We start from the raw sequence: 18,019 nt of genomic DNA on the forward strand, positions 1-18,019 counted from the left end.
CGTTCCGCGGGAACCCCGGCCGTCGGCCGTCCGACTCCCTCTTCCGTGGAACAGGTCGGAGGCGAGGGCCTCCGAGTTCCCGCGCGTGAGGAACGCGTGACGCATGCGCCACAAAAGGAGAGGGATGACAACTCCATCCACACAGGCCCTCGCTCGGACGGCCGGACCGCTCGACGGACTCCGCTCGGAGCGCTCGGGGCCACCGGGCCCGGGAGGCGCTCTCGTCGCGGAGCACCTGCGCCTCCTCGGCGTCGGGACCGACGGCTCCGCGGGCGGCCGCTTCACCGTGTCAGGACCCGGCATCGGCAGTGTCACCGCACGGACCTCCTGGGGCGGTGCGGCGTCCGACGAGGCCACCGTCCAGGCCGCCACCGGCATCATGGCGGTCCACGGCCGCCGCGACGGCGCCCCGGCCGGCCTCGCCGTCGACTACGCCGCCACCACCGCGGGCGTCCTCGCCGTCCAGGGCCTGCTCGCCGGGCTCCTGGCGCGGCTGCGCGGCGCGAGCACCACGCGGGTCGAGGTCAGCGCCGAACGGGCGGCTCTGCTCACCGTCTCCCAGTACCTGGCGGCAGCCGGGGCCGAGGAGGGCGAGGCAGCCGAACTCGGGCCCGGCGGGCCGCCGTTCACGTCGGCCGAGGGCACCGTCTTCGAACTGGAGACGCTGGACCCGGGCGCGTGGGCGGCGTTCTGGCGCGCCCTCGACGCCCCGGAGGAGGCGATACGCCGGGGCTGGCGCCCCTTCCAGTTCCGGTACGCCACCGCCTGCGCGCCCTTCCCCCGGACGCTGCACGACGTGGTGCGGGCGAACGGCTGGGAGCGGATCCGGGATGCCGCCGAGGCAGCCGGTGCCGAGGTGTGCCCGCTGTGGTCGCTCCAGAAGCGGGCCGCCGAGTTCGACGGGGCCGACCCCTTTCGGCTGACGCCGTGCGACACCTCGTACTCCCCCGTCGGGTCCCCCGGCGACCTTCCCCTGGCCGGCTTCACCGTCCTGGAGGCGGGCCGCCGCATCCAGGCCCCGCTCGCCGCCCATCTCCTGGGCCTGCTGGGCGCGGAGGTGATCCGGATCGAGCCGCCGGGCGGGGACCCGCTGCGCGGGATGCCGCCCGCCTGCTCCGGCCTCTCGGCACGCTGGCTGGCGCTGAACCGGGGCAAGCGGGCCGCCGAGGTGGACATCAAGTCGCCGTCGGGCCGGGAGCGGCTGCGGGAGCTGGCCGCCGACGCCGACGTGTTCCTGCACAACTGGGCGCCGGGCAAGGCGGAGCAGCTCGGCCTCGACCACGAGCACCTGGCCGCGGTCAACCCCGGCCTGGTCTACGCGTACACCAGCGGCTGGGCGGACCGGCTGCCCGGCGCCCCGATGGGCACCGACTTCATGGTGCAGGCCCGCACCGGGGTCGGCGAGGCGGTGCGGCCCGCCGACGAGCCGCCCGCACCGTCCCTGATGACGCTGCTCGACGTGCTCGGCGGCCTGCTCGGCGCCGAGGCGACCCTGGCGGGGCTGCTGCACCGGGAGCGCTTCGGCTGCGGCGTACGCGTGGACTCCTCCCTGCTGGGGGCCGCCGACGTGCTCACCGCGCCCGCCCGCTCGCGCGTCGCGCAGGGCCTCGCCCCGCGTCAACCGGCGGGTTTCCGGCGTCCGTTGCCGACCGCCGACGGCTGGGTCGCCCTCACGGACCACTGTGCCCTTCCCTACGACGTGCGCGACCTGTCCACCGAAGAGGCGCTGGAGCGGCTGCGGGGCCGCGGCCTCTCCGCCGTGCCCGTCGTGACCGACCTCGCCGGCCTCCTCGACTCCGGCTCGATCGGCCGCGACGCCCACGGCGCACCCGCCGTCCCCTCCCCCTGGAGCTTCATATGACCGTGCCCCTGCACGACCTCCTGCCCGCAGGACTGCGCCGCTCCTGGGCGGCCGACGGCACCTGCCCCGACCTCGACCTGTACAGCCTCCACCGGTCCCGTCAGATCGCCGACCCGCACCGCACCGCGGTCATCGACGCCAAGGGGAAGCTCTGTTACACGGCCCTCGACCGCAAGGTGCGATGTCTGGCCGCCGGCCTCTCCGGACTCGGCATACGCCCCGGTGACGTGGTCGGCGTCCAGCTCCCGAACGGCCGCGACGCGGTGATCGCCGACCTGGCCCTGGCCGCGCTCGGCGCCGTCGCGCTGCCGTTCCCCGTCGGCCGCGGCGGGCGCGAGGCGGCCTCGCTGCTGCGCAGGGCCGAGGCGACCGCCGTGATCGCCGCGACCGAGCACCGCGGGAACCGCCACGCCGCCGATCTGCTCTCGCTCGGCGGCGAACTCCCCTTCCTGCGTACGGTGATCGCGGCCGGGCTCGCCACCCCGGAGGGCACGGTCCCGCTCGCCGCGCTGCTGCGGAGCGATCCCGTTTCCTTCGCCGCGGCCCGCCCCGACCCCGACTCCGCGGCCCGCATCCTGGTCTCCTCCGGCTCCGAGGCCGAGCCGAAGATGGTGGCGTACTCGCACAACGCCCTTGCGGGCGGCCGGGGCAACTTCCTCGCCTCGCTCATCCCCGACGGGCGGCCCCCGCGCTGCCTCTTCCTCGTGCCGCTCGCCTCCGCGTTCGGCAGCAACGGCACGGCCGTCACGCTGGCCCGGCACGGCGGAACGCTGGTCCTCCTCGACCACTTCACGCCGGACGCCGCCCTGGACGCCCTCGCCGCGCACGAGCCCACGCACGTCCTGGGCGTACCGACGATGATCCGCATGATGCTCGACCGGATCGCCCATCGGACCGCGCGGGGACACCGCCCGCGGTTCACTCCCCCGACGGCCGTCGTCGTCGGCGGCTCCCCGCTGGACGAGGCCACGGCCGAGGAGGCCCGGCGGGTCTTCGGCTGCCCTGTCGTGAACCTCTACGGCTCCGCCGACGGCGTCAACTGCCATACGGGGCTTGCCGGCGAGCCCCTGCGCGGCGAGGGCCCCGGTGTGCTCGCGGGCCACCCCGACCCGCGGGTCACCGACATCCGCATCGCCGTGCCGGGCACCCCGGAGCTGGAGGAGGCGCCGCCCGGCTCCGTCGGCGAGATCGTCGCCCGCGGCCCGATGACCCCGCTGTGCTACGTCGCCGCCCCCGAACTCGACGCCCGCTACCGCACCGCCGACGGCTGGGTGCGCACCGGCGACCTCGGGCGCGTCGAGGACGACGGGAGCCTGCGGATCGTCGGCCGCCTCAAGGACGTCGTCATCCGCGGCGGGGCCAACATCAGTCCGGCCGAGGTCGAGATCGAGCTGGCGGCGCATCCGCGCGTACGGGACGTGGTGTGCGTCGGCGTGCCCGATCCGCTGATGGGCGAACGGCTCGCGGCCTGTGTCGTGGCGCGCGGCGACGGGGCACCGACGCTGGAGGAGCTGTGCTCGCACTTGGACGCGCGTGGCCTCGAGCGGCGCAAACACCCCGAACGCCTGCTGGTCCTTTCGGAGTTGCCACTGACTCCGGCGGGCAAGCCCGACCGTCCGCTGCTGCGTGAGCGGTGCGCCGCGCGGACCGAGGAGCCTCTCGCGCCGGCCGTCTGACCGTACGCCCGTGGGCCGCCCGGAATCACCGGGCGGCCCACGGGCCGAGCGTATGCCTCAGGAGGCGGACATCGACTTCTCGATGGCCTCGGCGGCATTCTTGTAGACCGCAAGGAGGTCCAGATCCTTGCCCGGGAAGTTGACGATGTCGACCTGCTTCGCGCCGGTGTCCGGCAGCACCGTGCCGGTCGTCATGTGAGCGTTGCCGAAGACGTACGCGGGCTTCTTCTTCGCCAGGTCGGACAGCTGCGCCGCGGTCACCGCCTTGGGCCCGTACGTGCCGCGCAGGTCGGCGCCCGCCATCTTCGCCGACCACACGGTGTAGGCCTGGGCCACGACCGCCGGGGCCCTGCCCCCGGGCCAGGAGGCCTTCAACTCCTTGCGCAGCGCGCCGTATTCACGCTTGAAGGACGCGTCCCACTTCGCCGCGGCGCCCTCGGTGCCGAACTTCTCGCCGAGCCGCGCGACCTCGGCGCTGGTCTTGGCGGGGTCGTTGTCAAGGGCGACCTCGACCAGTTCCGCCTTCGACCCGGCGGCCTCCTCGATCTTCTTCGCGAACGGCTCGAAGGGCGCGTACAGCACGAAGTCCGCGTCCGCGACCGCCGCGAGGTCGGACGGCTTGGGCTCGTAGTCCGGCGCGTGCTGCACCGACGGCGGGACGATGACCTTCACGTCCTTGGCGCCGGCGGCCTTGGCGAGGGCGCCTTCCCAGGTGGTGGTGGCCACGACGACGGGGGCGCCGCCGTTCTTCGCCCGTGCGTCCGGGCTGTCGTCCTTGTCCGAGCCGCACGCGGTCGCGGTCAGCGCGAGCGCGGTGGTCAGGCTCAGTGCGAGGACGGAAGGGCGGCGGACGGTGCGGCCTCGGTCGAGGGCCATGAGGGGGTTCTCCGTTCGGGTATGACATGGACGGCCAGGGCCACGGCCCCGGCGGTCAGGACGAGCACGGGACCGGGCGGCCAGTCGAGCTTCAGCGCCACCAGGAACCCGGTGAGGTTCACGGCGACGCCGATGCCGACCGCCCAGGCGGTGATGGACTTCAGGGAGGTACCGAGCCGCCGGGCGGCCAGCGCGGGCAGCAGGGTCAGCGCGTCCACGAGGAGCGCGCCGGTCAGCTTCATCGCCCCGGCGACGGACACCGCGACCAGGACGAGCAGCAGCAGTGTGAGCCGCTCGACCCGCACCCCTGAGGCGAGGGCGAGTTCACGGTCGTGCAGCAGGAGCGCGAGGTCACGGCGGCGCCACCAGAACAGGGCGGGCACGAGCACGGCGAGTGTGCCGAGGAGCCACAGGTCCGCGGTGCCGACCGACAGGATCGAGCCCCACAGCAGCGCGAACGCGCCCTGTGCGTTGACGCCGGACACGGCGAGGACCAGCAGTGCGGCGGCGATCGCCAGGCTCATCAGGAGCCCCATGGCGCCCGACAGGCCGTCGGGTGTGCGGGCCAGCGGCGCGACCCCGGCGCCCGCCACCGCGCAGGCGATCAGCCCGCACAGCATCGGGTCGAGGCCGGTCAGCAGCCCTATGGCGATGCCGAGCAGCGCGACGTGCATCATCGCGAACCGCACCGGCATGATGTCGAGGCCGACGATCACCACGCCGACCACCGGCAGCCCGACCGCCGCCAGCAGGAGCGCGAAGCCGGCCCGTTGGACGGGCACCAGCTGGAGGAGCTGCCCGAGGTCGGCGGCGGCGAGGGCGTTCACCGGACCGCCCTGAGCCGGCCCGCGGCCATCTCCAGGACCCGGTCGCAGCGTTCGGCGAGCGCCCGGTCGTGCGTGACGACCACGAGGGTCACCGGCAGGGCCAGGAGAACGTCGGCCGCCTCCTCCTGCCCGGCGAAGTCGAGGGCGGCGGTGGGCTCGTCGGCGAGCAGCACCCCAGCGCCCGCGCCGACGCAGCCGACCGCGCGGGCCAGGTACACACGCTGCAGCTGGCCGCCGGACAGCGTGTGCAGCGGCCTGTTGGCCAGCGCCCCGACGCCCAGCTCCGCCGCGGCCCGCCCGGCTTGTGCCGGGGCCCCGCCGCTGGCCAGCAACTCCCCAGCGAGGAGCGGGAAGCGGCCGGCCGCGGGCTTCTGCGGGACCCAGGCGCACGCTCTGCGCCGCCATGCCCACTCGGCCGCGCTCCCGGTGCCCCGGCCGCCGACCGTGATCGTGCCGCGCATCTGCCGGTGCAGGCCCAGCACGGCCCGTATCAGCGTGGTCTTGCCCGACCCGTTGGTGCCGGTCAGCGCCACGCGCTCGCCGGCCTCGATGTCGAGATCCACGCCGTGCACGGCACGGGCACGGCCGTGTCTGCAGTCCACCTGGCGCATGCGGACATCCAGAGCGTCCATCGCACCTCCTGTTCCGTTCCCCGAGAGGAGTCGGACAGGGGGGCCGGTGAGTTCCCGGCGGACGGACGGAATCTCTCCTACATCTCGGTCCAGGTGAACGCGACCTTGTCGCCCGCCCTGATACGGAACTGGCAGCCGCCGACCGGTGTGGCGGTGCCGTTCACCGAGATGCTCCAGTAGGCGGCCTGGCCGCCGTTCTTGCCGGCGATGGCCGACACGAAGTAGTCGTCGTACGCCGGGTACCAGGTGCCGTCCCAGCTGAAGCCCTGCTTCTTGGCGGCGTCGTCCAGCGCGGCCGTGGGCGTGGCTCCCGCGGTGGTGTTGGCGCCGTTGTTCGTGCCGTCGCACTTGTGCGTGCCGCCGGAAGCGGTGGTGACGGTGTGGCCCGTGGTGCTGATGGTGTTGTTGTAGAGCGCTCCTTCGGGGCCCCGGACCGTCAGCGTGACGGTGATCGGCGCGTTCGCGGCGGGCCTGGGCGCGGCCTGGGCCGCGGGCGCCGCCACGGTGAGGGTGAGGCCGAGCGCGGCGGTCAGGAGGGCGGTTCTTCGGGGCAGGGTGCGGAGCATGACGGAGTGCCTTTCTGACGGAAAGTGAAATGTGCAGAGGTGTTGGTCTGTGGGGCGGACGCGGAGGCGCGGGCGGCTCAGGCCGCTCGGCCGCGCCGCCTGCGAGCGATGAGCACCGCCGAGGTACCCGCGATCAACAGGGCCGCCGCTCCCCCGGCCAGGGGCAGCGCGGTGGAACCGGTCGAGGCGAGGCCGCCCGAGGGCGTGATGCCGCCCGTCGTGCCGGAGCCACCGATACCGCCGGAGGTGTCCCCCGTGCCGCCGGCGCCACCGGAGGCAGCGCCGCCGGACGCGTCGCCGCCCGTGGCCGACCCGTCACCGGACGGGGAGGGAGCCGGGGTCGCCGACGGGTCCGTACCGCCTGTGGTGCCGCCGTCGGTGCCGTTGCCGCCCGACGTGCCGCCGTCCGTACCGCCGTTGGGGCCTCCGTTGGAGCCGCCGCTGTCGTTGCCTCCGCTGCCCCCGCTCGTCCCGCCGTCGGGCGCGCAGGCGATCGGCTCCAGGTCGGATGCCGCCCCCTTGCCGTCGATCTGGGCGAGGGACTTGCCGGCGAGCGCGGGCACCGCCTGGGCGGTGGCGCGCAGGGCGGTGCCGTCCGCCTTCGGCTCGGAGTAGCCGACCGCGCCCCGGTCGGCGTTCGCGGCGCCGCAGCCCACCTGGACGGACTTCAGCCAGGCGATGCCCTTGCCCGCGGCCTCGACGCGGCCGCCCGCGGCCAGCGCCTGGACGTCCAGGGCCGTGCTGTTGGAGTTGCCGGGCGGGGTGCCGAAGCCGTTGTCGCGGAAGCTGCCGTCGGCGAGCTGCTGCTTCTCCAGCCAGTCGAGACCGGGCTTGGCGTCGGCGGTGCGGCCCGCGCCGAGCAGTGCCTGGACCGCGAGGCCCGTGCTGTCGGTGTGGGACTTGCACGTGGCCGGGTCGGACTTGAAGAACAGCGGGTAACCGCCGTCGGCGCAGCGGGAGGCCGCGAGGAAGTCGACGGCCTTGGCGGGCAGGTCGCCGCTGCGCTGCAGGGCGAGGACGGCGAGCGACTGCGTGAACTGGTTGGAGCCGTCGCCGTTCGGCAGGTCGTCGGTGAAGCGGCCGTTGTCCTGGAGCCGGCCGAGCAGCGTCTTGGTGAGGTCCTGGCCGCCGAAGTTCTTGGGGTCGCGGCCCTCGATGGCGGCGACCAGGGCGAGCTTGGCGGTGCCGCCCGCGAAGACCTTGCCGGGCGTGCCGCGGTCGATGTACGCGGCGGCGTTCGCCGCGAGCCAGTCGGTGGCCTTCTTCTGGGCGGCGCCGCCGGTTCCGGTCGCGGCGAGGCCCATCACGACGTCGGCGGTCAGGCCGTGGTCGGCGGAGGCGTTGGAGCCGTCGGTCAGCTTGGACGTCATCCAGGTGGCGGCCGCGTTCGCCGGGGACTCGAGCACCGGGTCCGCGGGGTCAGCGGCCCGTGCAGGGCCCGGCAGCAGCAGGGCGCTCGCCACCGTCGCGGCGAGGGCGGCCGCGGGTATCGCCGCCAGGGCCCTGGGTCTGAGGGACAGGGTCATCATCGATCTCCTTGCTGATGCGTGTCCGGGGGACAGCGGGTGGGGTGGCGGCCGGTGGACCGGCGGGGGCGGGTGGGGTGGTGACCGGTGGACCGGCGGGGGCGAAGGCGCTGGAGCCTTCGGGCGAGGCGGGCCCGCCGGAGGCGACCGGCGCCTCGAAAGCGACCGGCGCGTCGAACGCCGCCCGCCGCGCGGCCCTGCGCAGCACGGCAAGGACCGCGGGCCCCAGGGCGACGATCGCGATCAGGTTGGTGAGCGCGCGCCCCGTGTCCCAGCCGAAGGTGGAGGTGGCCAGGGTGAAGACGGCGAAGCGGTGCAGGTTCTCCAGGACCGGGGCGCCCGCGACGAAGGAGAGCTGTGTGTCCGTGCCCGCGGTGAAGGGCCAGAACCACATGTTCATCAGGAACCCGAAGACGTACGCCACCAGGACGCCGTAGACCGCGAGCACGGCGATCTCCGCCCGCCCCGTGACGCGCCTGGGCAGCAGCCCGGCCCCGAGCCCGATCCATCCGGAGGCGATCATCTGGAACGGCAGCCAAGGCCCCACCCCGGCGGTCAGCAGCGCCGACGCGAACAGCGAGGTGGCGCCGAGGACGAAGCCGAAGCCGGGGCCGAACACCCGGCCCGCGAGCACGAGCAGGAAGAACACCGTCTCGATGCCGGCCGTGCCCGCGCCCAGCGGCCGCAGCCCCGCGTTCACGGCGGACAGCACGCCGAGCATCGCGAGCGCCTTGGTGTCGATGCCGCCGGACGACATCTCGGCGAGCACGACCGCGAGCAGCACCGGCATGGTCAGGACGAAGACCAGCGGCGCGTCGGCGGAGTGCGCGGTCGCCTCGGGGCGCGGCGCCACGAACAACGGCCAGAAGAACATGGCGAGTCCGGCCACGCTCGCCAGCGTCAGCACGACCGCGGCGCGCAGCCCGACGGGCAGCGCGGGCACCCGCGTACGAAGGGAGTTCACACGGCCTCCAGGGCGTGCCGCACCTGCTCCACGGTCAGCCACTCCTGCGGGCTGAGGACCTTGGCGACCTGAGGGGCGAAGGCGGGCGAGGACACCACGACGTCGCGGGTCGGCCCGTCGGCGACGATCTCCCCCTCGGCCATCACCACCACCCGGTCCGCGGCGCGCGCGGTGAACTCCACGTCGTGGGTGGCCACCACCACCGCCCTGCCCTCGGCCGCGAGCCGACGGACGTGCTCCGCGAAGGACTCCTTGGCGTGGTAGTCCAGGCCGCGGGTCGGTTCGTCGAGCAGGACGACCTCGGGGGCGGCGGCCAGCTGCACGGCGAGCACGAGGGCGAGCTGCTGGCCCTCGGAGAGGTCGCGCGGATGGCGCTCGCCGGGGATGCCGGGGGCCAGGCCGTCCAGGATCGCGCGCGACGTGCCCGGCGGGGCGCCCGCGTCGGTGTCGGCCTGCCCGCACTCCGCGTCCGCGCTCTCCCGGTAGAGGAGGTCGCTCGCGGTCTGCGGCACCAGGCCCACCAGGGCGCGCGCCCTGCGGGCCGACAGCTTGCCCGGGTCCTGGCCGCGCACCTCGACACGTCCCGCACGGCGCGGCCCGGAGCCCTGCAGGGCCCACAACAGGGAGGACTTGCCGGAGCCGTTGCGGCCCATGAGCGCGGTGACCTGGCCGCGCGGCAGGGCGAGGTCCACATCTCGTACGGCGATGGTGGGGCCGTAGGAAACGGTGACCCCGTGCGCGCAGAGCGCCGCCTCGCCCGTCTCCGGCTCGCCCTGGGGCGGTGCGTGGTGCGCGAGGCGGTCCCGCAGCGGTGCCGCCCTGCGGCGCGCGTCGCGCACCGACAGCGGCAGGGGGTCCCAGCCGGCCAGCCTGCCGAGGCGTACGACGGGCGGCGCGACGTCCGAGGCGCGCATCAGCTCGGCGGGGTCGCCCTCCACCGCGCGTCCGTCGCCCGGCAGGTGCACGAGCCGGTCCGCGTACTGCAGCACCCGCTCCATGCGGTGCTCGGCGACGAGCACGGTCGTGCCGAGGTCGTGCACGAGGCGGGTGATCGCCGCGAGGACCTCCTCGGCGGCCGTCGGATCGAGCGCCGAGGTGGGTTCGTCGAGGACCAGGACCCTGGGGTGCGCGGTCAGGACGGCGCCGATCGCGACCCGCTGCTGCTGTCCGCCGGACAGGGTGCGCAGGGCGCGGCGGCGCAGGTCCGCGATGCCCAGCAGGTCGAGGGTCTCCTCGACGCGCTTGCGCATCACGTGTGCCGGTACGGCCAACTGCTCCATGCAGTACGCCAGTTCCTCCTCGACGGTGTCGGTGACGAACCCCGCGAGGGGGTCCTGCCCGACGACGCCGACCAGCGGGGCGAACTCCTGCGGGGGCGCGGTGGCCGTGCTCACGCCGTCGACGGCGACCCGGCCGCGCAGGAGGCCGCCGGTGAAGTGGGGCACCAGGCCGTTGACCGCGCCGAGCAGGGTGGACTTGCCGACGCCGGTGCGGCCGGTGACCAGGCACAGCTCGCCCTCGCCGATGTGCAGGTCCACGTCGCGCAGGGCGGGCTCCGCGGCGCCCGCATGGGTGAAGGTGACCTCGTCGAAGTCGATCACGCGGCCGCCTCCAGGCGTTTCGGTTCCGCCGGATTCCCCGCGGGGTCCGACGACTTCGGGGGTTCCGGTGCCAGATGGGCGGGCCCCACGCCGACCAGGACGGCGAGGGCGGGCAGCGGCGCGACCTCCGGCCAGGCGAGCGGGGAGAGCGAGGGGTACAGGGACGCGGCGTCGGTGCGCGAGACCACGTACAGCAGGACGGCGGCGGCCAACCCGCAGGCGCACACCAGGAATTCGGCCGACTGCCACCGGTCGGGCCGGTAGGTGGTGCGCCGCACCCGTCGGCCACCGAGCACGAATCCCACTCCGGCGAGGGCGACTCCCGTCAGGAGAAGGGGAGTTCCCAGGTACGGGGGTGTGCTCGCGCCCATCGCCCCGTACAGGCCCGCGCAGACGCCGAGCAGTCCGCCCACCACGAGGGTGCCGGTGAGCAGCCGGGTGCGCGGGGCGAGGCGGCCGGTGTGGCCGTAGCCGTGCGAGGCCATCGCGGCGGCCAGGGCCAGGGAGCGGTTCATCGCGTCCTCCAGGACCGGGACGACGATGCCGCGCAGCGCGCTCACGCCCTTGGCCGCGCCGCCGCGCAGCCGCCGGGCCCTGCGCACCCGCTGCACGCTCTCGACGAGTTGGGGCGCGACGGTCAGGGTGACGACCACGGACGTGCCGACCTCGTACAGGGCGCCCGGCAGCGCCTTGAGCATCCGCTTGGGGTTGGCCAGCGCGTTCGCCGCGCCGACGCAGATCACCATGGTGGCCAGGCGCAGCCCGTCGTAGAGCCCGCCGAGCAGCTGTTCCGCGGCGACAGGACCCAACAGGCGGATGCCCGCGGCCGCTTCGGGCAGGGTGATCTGCGGCAGGGTGAACAGGACGGTGTCGCCCTGGCCGCCGCCGAAGACGATCCGGAACACCACGCGCATCGTCACGATGAACGCGCCGAGGACCAGATACATCCGGAACGCCAGCGCCCAGGGCGCGTCCCCGCGCCTGCGCACCACGACGAAGGCCACGACGGCAAGGATCATCACCAGCAGCACGGGGTTGACGGTGCGACTCGCCGCGGCAGCCATCCCGAGCGCCCACACCCACCAGGCCCCCGGATGCACGGCGCGCGGCAGCCCACGACGCCCGAACGCGGCGGCCGCGCGACGCCTTACGGGTCCGGCGGCCACGCGACGCTGTTCGAAGTCTGCCGTCACGCGGCGCCTCCGAGATCGGCGATCACGCGGCGCCCGAGGGCGGCGTCTCCGCGGCGGCGCCCCAGCACAACAGCCACACGGGAGCGTCCGCAGCACCCGTAGCACCCGAGTACGGTGGCCGCGCGGCGCCATCCGAGATCGGCGATCACGCGGCGCCTCCGAGGGCGGTGGTCGTGCAGCGGCACCCGAGTGCGGCGCCCACAAGGTGGCGCCCGGACGCGGCGGTCACGAGGTGGTGTCCGGGCGGGCCGTGCGCTTGCGGCGCCATGCCGTGAATCCGGCGCCGGAGGCGAGCAGTGCGGCGGCCGCGATGCCGAGCAGGGCGCCGGTCGGGGCGCCCGACGACCCGGCGGCCTCGACGGAGCGCCGGCCGTCGCCGCCCGTCCAGTCGGCGGCCTCGCTCGGGGTGGTCACCGGGCTCGGTGAACCGGACGCGGAGGAGGTGGGGGTGGGCTCGGCGGACTTCGCCTTGCCGTCCTCGTTCTTCTTCTTGCCGTCCTCGCCCTTCTCACCCTTGCTCCTGTTCCTGTTCTCGTTCTTCGCCGCGCCCTCGTCCGGCAGGTCGCCCTCCTGCGGCTTCGCGTCCTGGCCGAGGCCCGCGACCACGCCGGGCAGGGCGTCGCCCGTTCCCGCGCCGGTGCCGCCGCCCGGTGAACCGCCCGCTCCCCCACCGGAGTTGCCGCCTCCACCGATGGGACCGGAGCCTCCGGACCCACCCGAACCTCCCGAACCGCCCGAGCCGGAGGAGCCGCCACCCGCGGGCCGCCGGGGCGCCACCCGCGGCGAAGGCGCCTCGTCCGCCTCGCGGTTGAGGGAGAACGACCAGCCCTCGAAGCTGCCGTTCGGCGGGGTGCGGTAGGTCGCGCCCTGCTGGCTGTAGGTCCAGGCGCCGCCGTTGGGGGCGTGCCAGTAGGACCAGTACGCCTTGGTCGGCGGGGTGTCGATGCACGGCTCACGACCGGTGCCGGGCTTGCCCTCCAGGCGGCAGATGAACGACTCGCCCCACCTGTTGGTGCCGGTCACGTCGATGCCGGCCGCCTTCAGCGCGGCGAGCCCGCTGGCCTGGCTGCCCACCGCGCAGCGCACGAGGGTCGTACCGCCCAGCTCGCGGAAGTCCACCACCACGGTCACGCCGTTGCCGTTCGGACAGAATCCGGCCCTGCCGCGTCGCGCGTCCAGGGCGTGCGCCGTGTCCGGTGCCGCGCCGACGCCGAGGGCGACGGCGGACAGGAGCAAGCCGAGCGCGGCGGCGAACACGCGTGTCGCACGGGCCATTTCGGGTCCTTCGGGCCGGGGCCCGCGCACGGACCCCGAACGCCCGTGCCGCACAACAAACCCCTGACGCGCGTTCCGTGCGGAAGCGGCAGGGGCCGATGAACCAGGGGCTCAGGGCTCCACGCTGCAGACCATGACAGTGAGAAGCAGTGCACATGGCGCGCCGGGCGATCCGACTCACGGCGTCGAGCGCCGCTCACGGTTGCAGGTCAGTGCCGGATTCCCACCGGCTTTCCCCAGTCGCGCATGCATTCAGTTGTCACTTCGTCAACAGACGAAGCATTGCGAAGAGTACGCCCGGCGGACCGGACCTGCCAGCCCTTCGGGCTGTAACCATGATCACTGGACAGACCGTGGTCGCAGGACGAGCCGTCACCGGCCGCCGCGTGCCGCGATGGACGCCAACTCCTCGGGTGTGCGGGGCTCTTCCCCGCTCCCGGCGACGAGACCGTGCGCCCGCAGCAGCTCCGCCACCGCGATCCCCCACGGCAGCTGCAGCCCCGCCTGCGTCAGCAGGTCGCGGTGGGCCAGCATCTCGGCCACCGGCCCGGTCCGCACCCCGGAGGGCGTGAGCAGCGCGGCGTGGTCGGCCCAGCGCAGCGCCAGGTCCACGTCGTGGGTCGCCATGACCACGGTGGTCCCCGCGTCGCGCAGCCGCTGCAGCGTGGCCAGGAGACGCTCCTGGCCGTCGGGGTCGAGGCCAGCGGTCGGCTCGTCGAGGATCAGCACGCGGGGACGCATCGCCACCGCGCCCGCGATGGCGGTCCGCTTGCGCTGCCCGTAGGAGAGCAGATGGGTGGGGCGGTCGGCCAGGGCGGTGATGTCGAGCGCGGCGAGCGCCTCGGCGACCCGGGCCCGGACCTCCGCGTCGGGCAGCCCCAGGTTCAACGGACCGAAGGACACGTCCTGTTCGACCGAGGCGGCGAACAGCTGGTCGTCCGGGTCCTGGACGACGAGCTGCACCGTGGTGCGCAGCCGCGTCAGCCCCTTGCGGTCGTACGTCACACGCGCGCCCTCGACCGTCAACTCGCCGACGTCCGGGCGCAGTCCGCCGCTGAGCAGCCGCATCAGCGTGGTCTTGCCGCTGCCGTTGCGCCCGAGCAGCGCGAGGGCCCGGCCCTCCACGACGTCGAAGTCCAGGCCGCTCAGCACGGTGGGGCCTTCCTCGTACGCGTACGAGGCCGCACGCAGGGAGACCAGGGGGCCGCTCGGCCCGCTGGGGGCGCCCGGCTCGCGAAGGGCACGCGGCTCGCTCATGGCAGGAACCTTTCGAGTACGAGGGTGAGGGCCGCGAGGCCCACGAGCAGCGCCGCGCTAGCCGCGACGAAGGCCCGCGAGATCCGGGCCTCGGGCACGAGGACCCGCAGGGTGCCGTCGTAGCCGCGTCCGGCGAGCCCGGCCTGCAGCCGGCTCGCCCGGTCGAAGGCCCGCACGAACGCGGTGGCGCCGAGGCCCGCGAGCGAGCGCCAGGTGGCGGCCCGCGTGGTGTGGCCGAGCCGGGCCGCCTGCGCCTGCCGGATGCGACTCATGGAGTCCAGGAGCAGGAAGCTCATCCGGTACGTCACCAGCGCCACGTCCACGACCGGTGCGGGCACGCCGGCCTTCACCAGGCGGGGCAGCAGGTCCGACATCGGTGTGGTGAAGGCGAAGAGGAGCACGCCGAGCGAGGCCGCCGAGGTCCGCAGGAGCAGACCGCCCGCGCGCGCGGGGCCGTCGTCGGCGAGCGCCACGAAGCCGTCGGGGCCGCCGAGTTGGACGAGGAGGGTCAGGGCGCCGGTGACGCAGAAGCCGAGCGGCACCCGGTAGGCGCGCCACAGTTTGCGGGGCGGCACGCCCGCGGGCCCGAGCAGCACGGCGAGTGCGGCGACCACCACCAGGGCGGCTCCCGGCCAGGGCGGCAGGGAGATCGCGAGGACGGTGAGCCCGAGCCCGAGTACGGCCTTGTCGACGGGGTGACGGCGGCGCCAGTGACTGCTGTGCGCCGCCGCGTCGATGGGCAGCACGCCCGATCAGACCTGTTCGTGGTCGGACCGGGCGTCCACCGCGTCGCCCTGCCGTTCGGCGGTGTCCTCCTTCGGCGCGTCCTGCGACCTCAGCGCACGCTCCTCCCCCTGGCGTCGCCCTCGGCGCAGCCCGAAGTAGTACGCGAGGACGCCGGCGCCGATGGCCGCCTGGAGGGCGAACAGCGCGGATTCGACTTCACCGGACGGCGGTTCGTACAGCGGCGAGAACCACGGTTCGTAGTCCGGCTCGATCTCGGTGATCGCCGTCTCGGCCTGCGCGTCGGCACCGGTGAACGGCTCCTCCTTGTGGTCGCCGAGGCCGAACACCAGCGGGAACACCGCGAGCGCGGCGACGACGGCGAGGAGCAGGATGTTGATCTTCGTGTTGCGGTTCATCAGGCGCTGGCCTCCGTCTTCGTCTCCTGCTTCTCCGCGGCCGGCCGCTTGCCCTGCAGCAGCACGCCGAGCCGCGTCAGCTCGCCCTTGCTGGACTGCACGAGCAGCCGCATCACCAGGACGGTGAGGAGTCCCTCGCTGACGGCGAGGGGGATCTGCGTGACGGCGAAGATGCCTCCGAACTTGCCCAGGGCGCCGATGAATCCGCTGCTGGGGTCGGGGAAGGCCAGGGCCAGCTGGACGCTGGTGACGCAGTACGTCGACAGGTCGGCGACGAACGCGCCGAAGAACACGGCGACCATCAGCGGCACGTCGTACCGCTTGAGGAGCCGGTAGACGGCGTATCCGGCCCAGGGCCCGATGATCGCCATGGAGAACACGTTGGCGCCCAGCGTGGTGAGCCCACCGTGGGCGAGCAGCAGGGCCTGGAAGAGCAGGGTGATGGTGCCGAGCACCGTCATGATCGGTGGCCGGAACAGGATGGCTCCGAGCCCGGTTCCCGTGGGGTGCGAGCAACTGCCCGTCACGGACGGGATCTTCAGGGCGGACAGGACAAAGGTGAAGGCACCGGACGCGCCCAGGAGCAGGGTGCTCTCCGGGTGTTCCTTGACTTCACGCGTCAGGGAGCGGACTCCGTGGACGACGAACGGCGCGGACGCTACGCCCCAGGCGATCGCGTGCGCCGGCGGGAGGAAACCCTCGGCTATGTGCATGGCTCAGCAGACCCTCTCCAGCACCTCGTGGATGGACAACGCGCCTTGGCCGGTCTCCTGGCTGACGGGTCGTACCGACCGGACTCCGCCTTCCCGGGTGCGTGCGCACCCAGTGGCTGCCGCGAGGGCTGGAGCCGGACTTCCCGATCACAGTGGCGAGGGCCGCACCGGCATCACACCGGATTTCCCGTTCACCAAGGCGTGGTGACACTAGTGCGCAACTGATCTGCCTGACAACTTGCACGGCGGTCGCAGCGGTGGCACGCCCGAGCGCACACCACCACCGCGTACGCCCCTGCTCAGAGGCCATGCGTAGGAGCTGCGGCCCCGAACGTCCAGGGCCCCCCACCCTCGGGGTGGGGGCCCTGCTCGCTCAGTGGACTGGCGTCCAGTACGGGAGGGCGTCGTCCAGCGACGGATCGTCCGGGTCGTCCCAGACGAGACAGCCCCAGACGGTGCCGGGGACGTCGCGGCCCATCAGGTCGGCGGGTCCCACGGTCAAGGTGCGGTGAACCCTCTCCAGATAGGCGGCGATCGACGGATGGGCCGGGTTCTCCGTCGCGGGGCCGTCCATCGTCGTCCAGCCGCCGACACCGGCCGCGGACGCGTACTGGCCGTACTCGGGCCCGGCCTCGTCGCACGTGAGCCACGGCACGACCCGGGCGCCGTCCCAGTAGTCGCGCGGCTCCCCGTATCCGGGAAGCCGCGGGCGCACCGCGTCGGCGGGGGCCAAGAGGATCCCGTCCGGGAGGAAGGCCCCGGATCCGACCTCCCCCTCGTCCTCGTTCTCCTCGATGTACTGGTGCTCCACACCACCGCACAGCCGCCACAGGGCGACCAGTTCCACGGGCAGCCCGTACCCGAGGCAGTGCCTCGACGCATCCTCGGCGGCGCGGATCTCCTCCTCCGGGGCGGGCGGCAGCAGAGAGGCGTACGAGGTGGGTGCGTGCACCCTCAGCCAGCCGGTCAGCTGCTGCCAGGCGGCGGTGACCGCGGCGGTGACCCGCTCGGCCTCGCCCACGTCATCCGTTCGATCAGACATCCGCCCACAGTATTCGCAAGGATCAGAAGAACTCGTCGAGCAGCTGGTAGAAGTCCAGCTTCTCCTTGTCGACCGCCGCGTGCTCGCCGTATCGCGCGAGGAACCGCTCCGCGTACGCGGCGCCGAACCACGGATCCTCCTCGGTGGCCAACTCCCGCAGGACGACGGCGAGATCGATGTGGCGGTCCGCCCTGCCGAGGCGGACGACGTCGACGACTCCGGTGACGCGGCAGGTGTCCGGGTCGAGCAGGACGTTCTCCGGAGTGAAGTCGCCGTGGGTGACCACCAGGTCCTCCGTCGCCGGGCGGGTGCGGCGCAGTTCGTCGAGGAGGCGCCGCCCGGTCCATCCGGCGCGCTCCTCGTCGAGGTCGTCCAGGTCCACGAGGCCCTCGGCCGTGTTGCGCGCGGCCTGCTCCATCGTGACCGCGAGCGAACGGTCGAACGGGCAGTCCTCCAGGGGCAGTCGGTGCAGGGCGGCGGCGAGCCCGGCGAGTGAATCGGCCACCGCGGACCGCTGCTCCTCGGGCCACTCGTCGGACGCCGGCCTGCCGGGCACCGCCTCGGTCACCAGCCACGCCGCTCGCTCGTCGGCGCCGCGCTCGACGATGCGCGGCACGGGGATGCCCCGCCCGGCCAGCCAGGCCAGGCGGTCGGCCTCGCCCGACAGGTCCAGGGGTGAGCCGTCGTACGTGACGGGGGCGGCCTTCACGTACAGGTCGGGGGCACCCGCTCCGGTGAGGTGGTGCACCTCGGCGCCCGACGCGCCGTCCGACGCGCGGGTCCATCGGTACGCGGCATACCTCCGCCGCAGATCGCTGCTCATGATCGGCATGATGGCAGGCGGTCCGCCGCGTCCCCCAGTCAATAT

The 18,019-nt window shown here is 74.0% G+C and carries 17 protein-coding genes and 1 riboswitch; of the genes, 2 read left to right on the forward strand and 15 right to left on the reverse strand.

Translation table 11 applies throughout. From position 1 onward, the window contains the following. Positions 1–124: 124 nt before the first annotated feature. Together ACZ4D5_RS12900 and ACZ4D5_RS12905 are read left to right on the forward strand one after the other, a co-directional pair. Entirely contained in the window at positions 125–1,861 is a 1,737-nt protein-coding gene (locus ACZ4D5_RS12900; RefSeq protein ID WP_467772389.1) for a CoA transferase, read from the forward strand. After that, a complete protein-coding gene (locus ACZ4D5_RS12905) occupies positions 1,858–3,537 on the forward strand; it encodes a class I adenylate-forming enzyme family protein (RefSeq protein WP_467772390.1) in 1,680 nt (559 codons plus the stop codon). The genes ACZ4D5_RS12900 and ACZ4D5_RS12905 overlap by 4 nt, the downstream gene beginning before the upstream one ends. A 57-nt stretch (positions 3,538–3,594) precedes the next feature. Here the strand turns inward: ACZ4D5_RS12905 and ACZ4D5_RS12910 are convergent, their stop codons facing one another. The 15 genes from ACZ4D5_RS12910 to ACZ4D5_RS12980 all read right to left on the reverse strand — a co-directional run bounded on the left by ACZ4D5_RS12910 (position 3,595) and on the right by ACZ4D5_RS12980 (position 17,977). After that, positions 3,595–4,413 carry a metal ABC transporter solute-binding protein, Zn/Mn family gene (locus ACZ4D5_RS12910; protein ID WP_467772391.1) on the reverse strand — a complete coding sequence of 273 codons (819 nt, stop codon included), beginning with the start codon at positions 4,411–4,413 and terminating at the stop codon, positions 3,595–3,597. Next, complete coding sequence (locus ACZ4D5_RS12915; RefSeq protein ID WP_467772392.1) at positions 4,362–5,240, reverse strand: metal ABC transporter permease; 879 nt, start codon at positions 5,238–5,240, stop codon at positions 4,362–4,364. The genes ACZ4D5_RS12910 and ACZ4D5_RS12915 overlap by 52 nt, the downstream gene beginning before the upstream one ends. Next, positions 5,237–5,872 (reverse strand): ATP-binding cassette domain-containing protein, encoded by a 636-nt coding sequence (locus tag ACZ4D5_RS12920; protein WP_467772393.1) that lies wholly within the window; start codon positions 5,870–5,872, stop codon positions 5,237–5,239. Before ACZ4D5_RS12920 ends, ACZ4D5_RS12915 begins: the two co-directional genes overlap by 4 nt. A 77-nt stretch (positions 5,873–5,949) precedes the next feature. Next, positions 5,950–6,438 carry a DUF4430 domain-containing protein gene (locus tag ACZ4D5_RS12925; protein ID WP_467772394.1) on the reverse strand — a complete coding sequence of 163 codons (489 nt, stop codon included), beginning with the start codon at positions 6,436–6,438 and terminating at the stop codon, positions 5,950–5,952. A 77-nt stretch (positions 6,439–6,515) separates the two neighbouring features. Continuing rightward, a complete protein-coding gene (locus ACZ4D5_RS12930) occupies positions 6,516–7,964 on the reverse strand; it encodes a prenyltransferase/squalene oxidase repeat-containing protein (protein WP_467772395.1) in 1,449 nt (482 codons plus the stop codon). Next, positions 7,858–8,928 (reverse strand): ECF transporter S component, encoded by a 1,071-nt coding sequence (locus tag ACZ4D5_RS12935; RefSeq protein ID WP_467772396.1) that lies wholly within the window; start codon positions 8,926–8,928, stop codon positions 7,858–7,860. Before ACZ4D5_RS12935 ends, ACZ4D5_RS12930 begins: the two co-directional genes overlap by 107 nt. After that, complete coding sequence (locus ACZ4D5_RS12940; RefSeq protein WP_467772397.1) at positions 8,925–10,529, reverse strand: ABC transporter ATP-binding protein; 1,605 nt, start codon at positions 10,527–10,529, stop codon at positions 8,925–8,927. The genes ACZ4D5_RS12935 and ACZ4D5_RS12940 overlap by 4 nt, the downstream gene beginning before the upstream one ends. Next, a complete protein-coding gene (locus tag ACZ4D5_RS12945; RefSeq protein WP_467772398.1) occupies positions 10,526–11,722 on the reverse strand; it encodes a CbiQ family ECF transporter T component in 1,197 nt (398 codons plus the stop codon). The genes ACZ4D5_RS12940 and ACZ4D5_RS12945 overlap by 4 nt, the downstream gene beginning before the upstream one ends. A gap of 225 nt (positions 11,723–11,947) precedes the next feature. Beyond that, a complete protein-coding gene (locus ACZ4D5_RS12950) occupies positions 11,948–12,997 on the reverse strand; it encodes a hypothetical protein (protein ID WP_467772399.1) in 1,050 nt (349 codons plus the stop codon). A 372-nt stretch (positions 12,998–13,369) separates the two neighbouring features. Then, positions 13,370–14,254, reverse strand: coding sequence for an energy-coupling factor ABC transporter ATP-binding protein (locus ACZ4D5_RS12955; RefSeq protein WP_467772400.1), 885 nt, complete (start codon positions 14,252–14,254; stop codon positions 13,370–13,372). Next, positions 14,251–15,000, reverse strand: coding sequence for a cobalt ECF transporter T component CbiQ (cbiQ, locus tag ACZ4D5_RS12960; RefSeq protein ID WP_467772401.1), 750 nt, complete (start codon positions 14,998–15,000; stop codon positions 14,251–14,253). Before cbiQ ends, ACZ4D5_RS12955 begins: the two co-directional genes overlap by 4 nt. Positions 15,001–15,006: 6 nt before the next feature. Continuing rightward, on the reverse strand, positions 15,007–15,396 hold the full coding sequence (locus tag ACZ4D5_RS12965; RefSeq protein WP_467772402.1) for an energy-coupling factor ABC transporter substrate-binding protein: 390 nt from the start codon (positions 15,394–15,396) through the stop codon (positions 15,007–15,009). After that, complete coding sequence (locus ACZ4D5_RS12970) at positions 15,396–16,109, reverse strand: energy-coupling factor ABC transporter permease (protein WP_467772403.1); 714 nt, start codon at positions 16,107–16,109, stop codon at positions 15,396–15,398. Before ACZ4D5_RS12970 ends, ACZ4D5_RS12965 begins: the two co-directional genes overlap by 1 nt. A gap of 30 nt (positions 16,110–16,139) precedes the next feature. Beyond that, a riboswitch (cobalamin riboswitch) is annotated at positions 16,140–16,323 on the reverse strand. Between the two features lie 159 nt (positions 16,324–16,482). After that, positions 16,483–17,151 carry an SMI1/KNR4 family protein gene (locus tag ACZ4D5_RS12975; protein ID WP_467772404.1) on the reverse strand — a complete coding sequence of 223 codons (669 nt, stop codon included), beginning with the start codon at positions 17,149–17,151 and terminating at the stop codon, positions 16,483–16,485. Between the two features lie 22 nt (positions 17,152–17,173). Continuing rightward, positions 17,174–17,977: an APH(3') family aminoglycoside O-phosphotransferase gene (locus ACZ4D5_RS12980; RefSeq protein WP_467773015.1), complete on the reverse strand. Its 804-nt coding sequence runs from the start codon at positions 17,975–17,977 to the stop codon at positions 17,174–17,176. Between the last annotated feature and the right edge of the window lie 42 nt (positions 17,978–18,019).

The organism is Streptomyces sp. NPDC025651, from assembly GCF_055558735.1.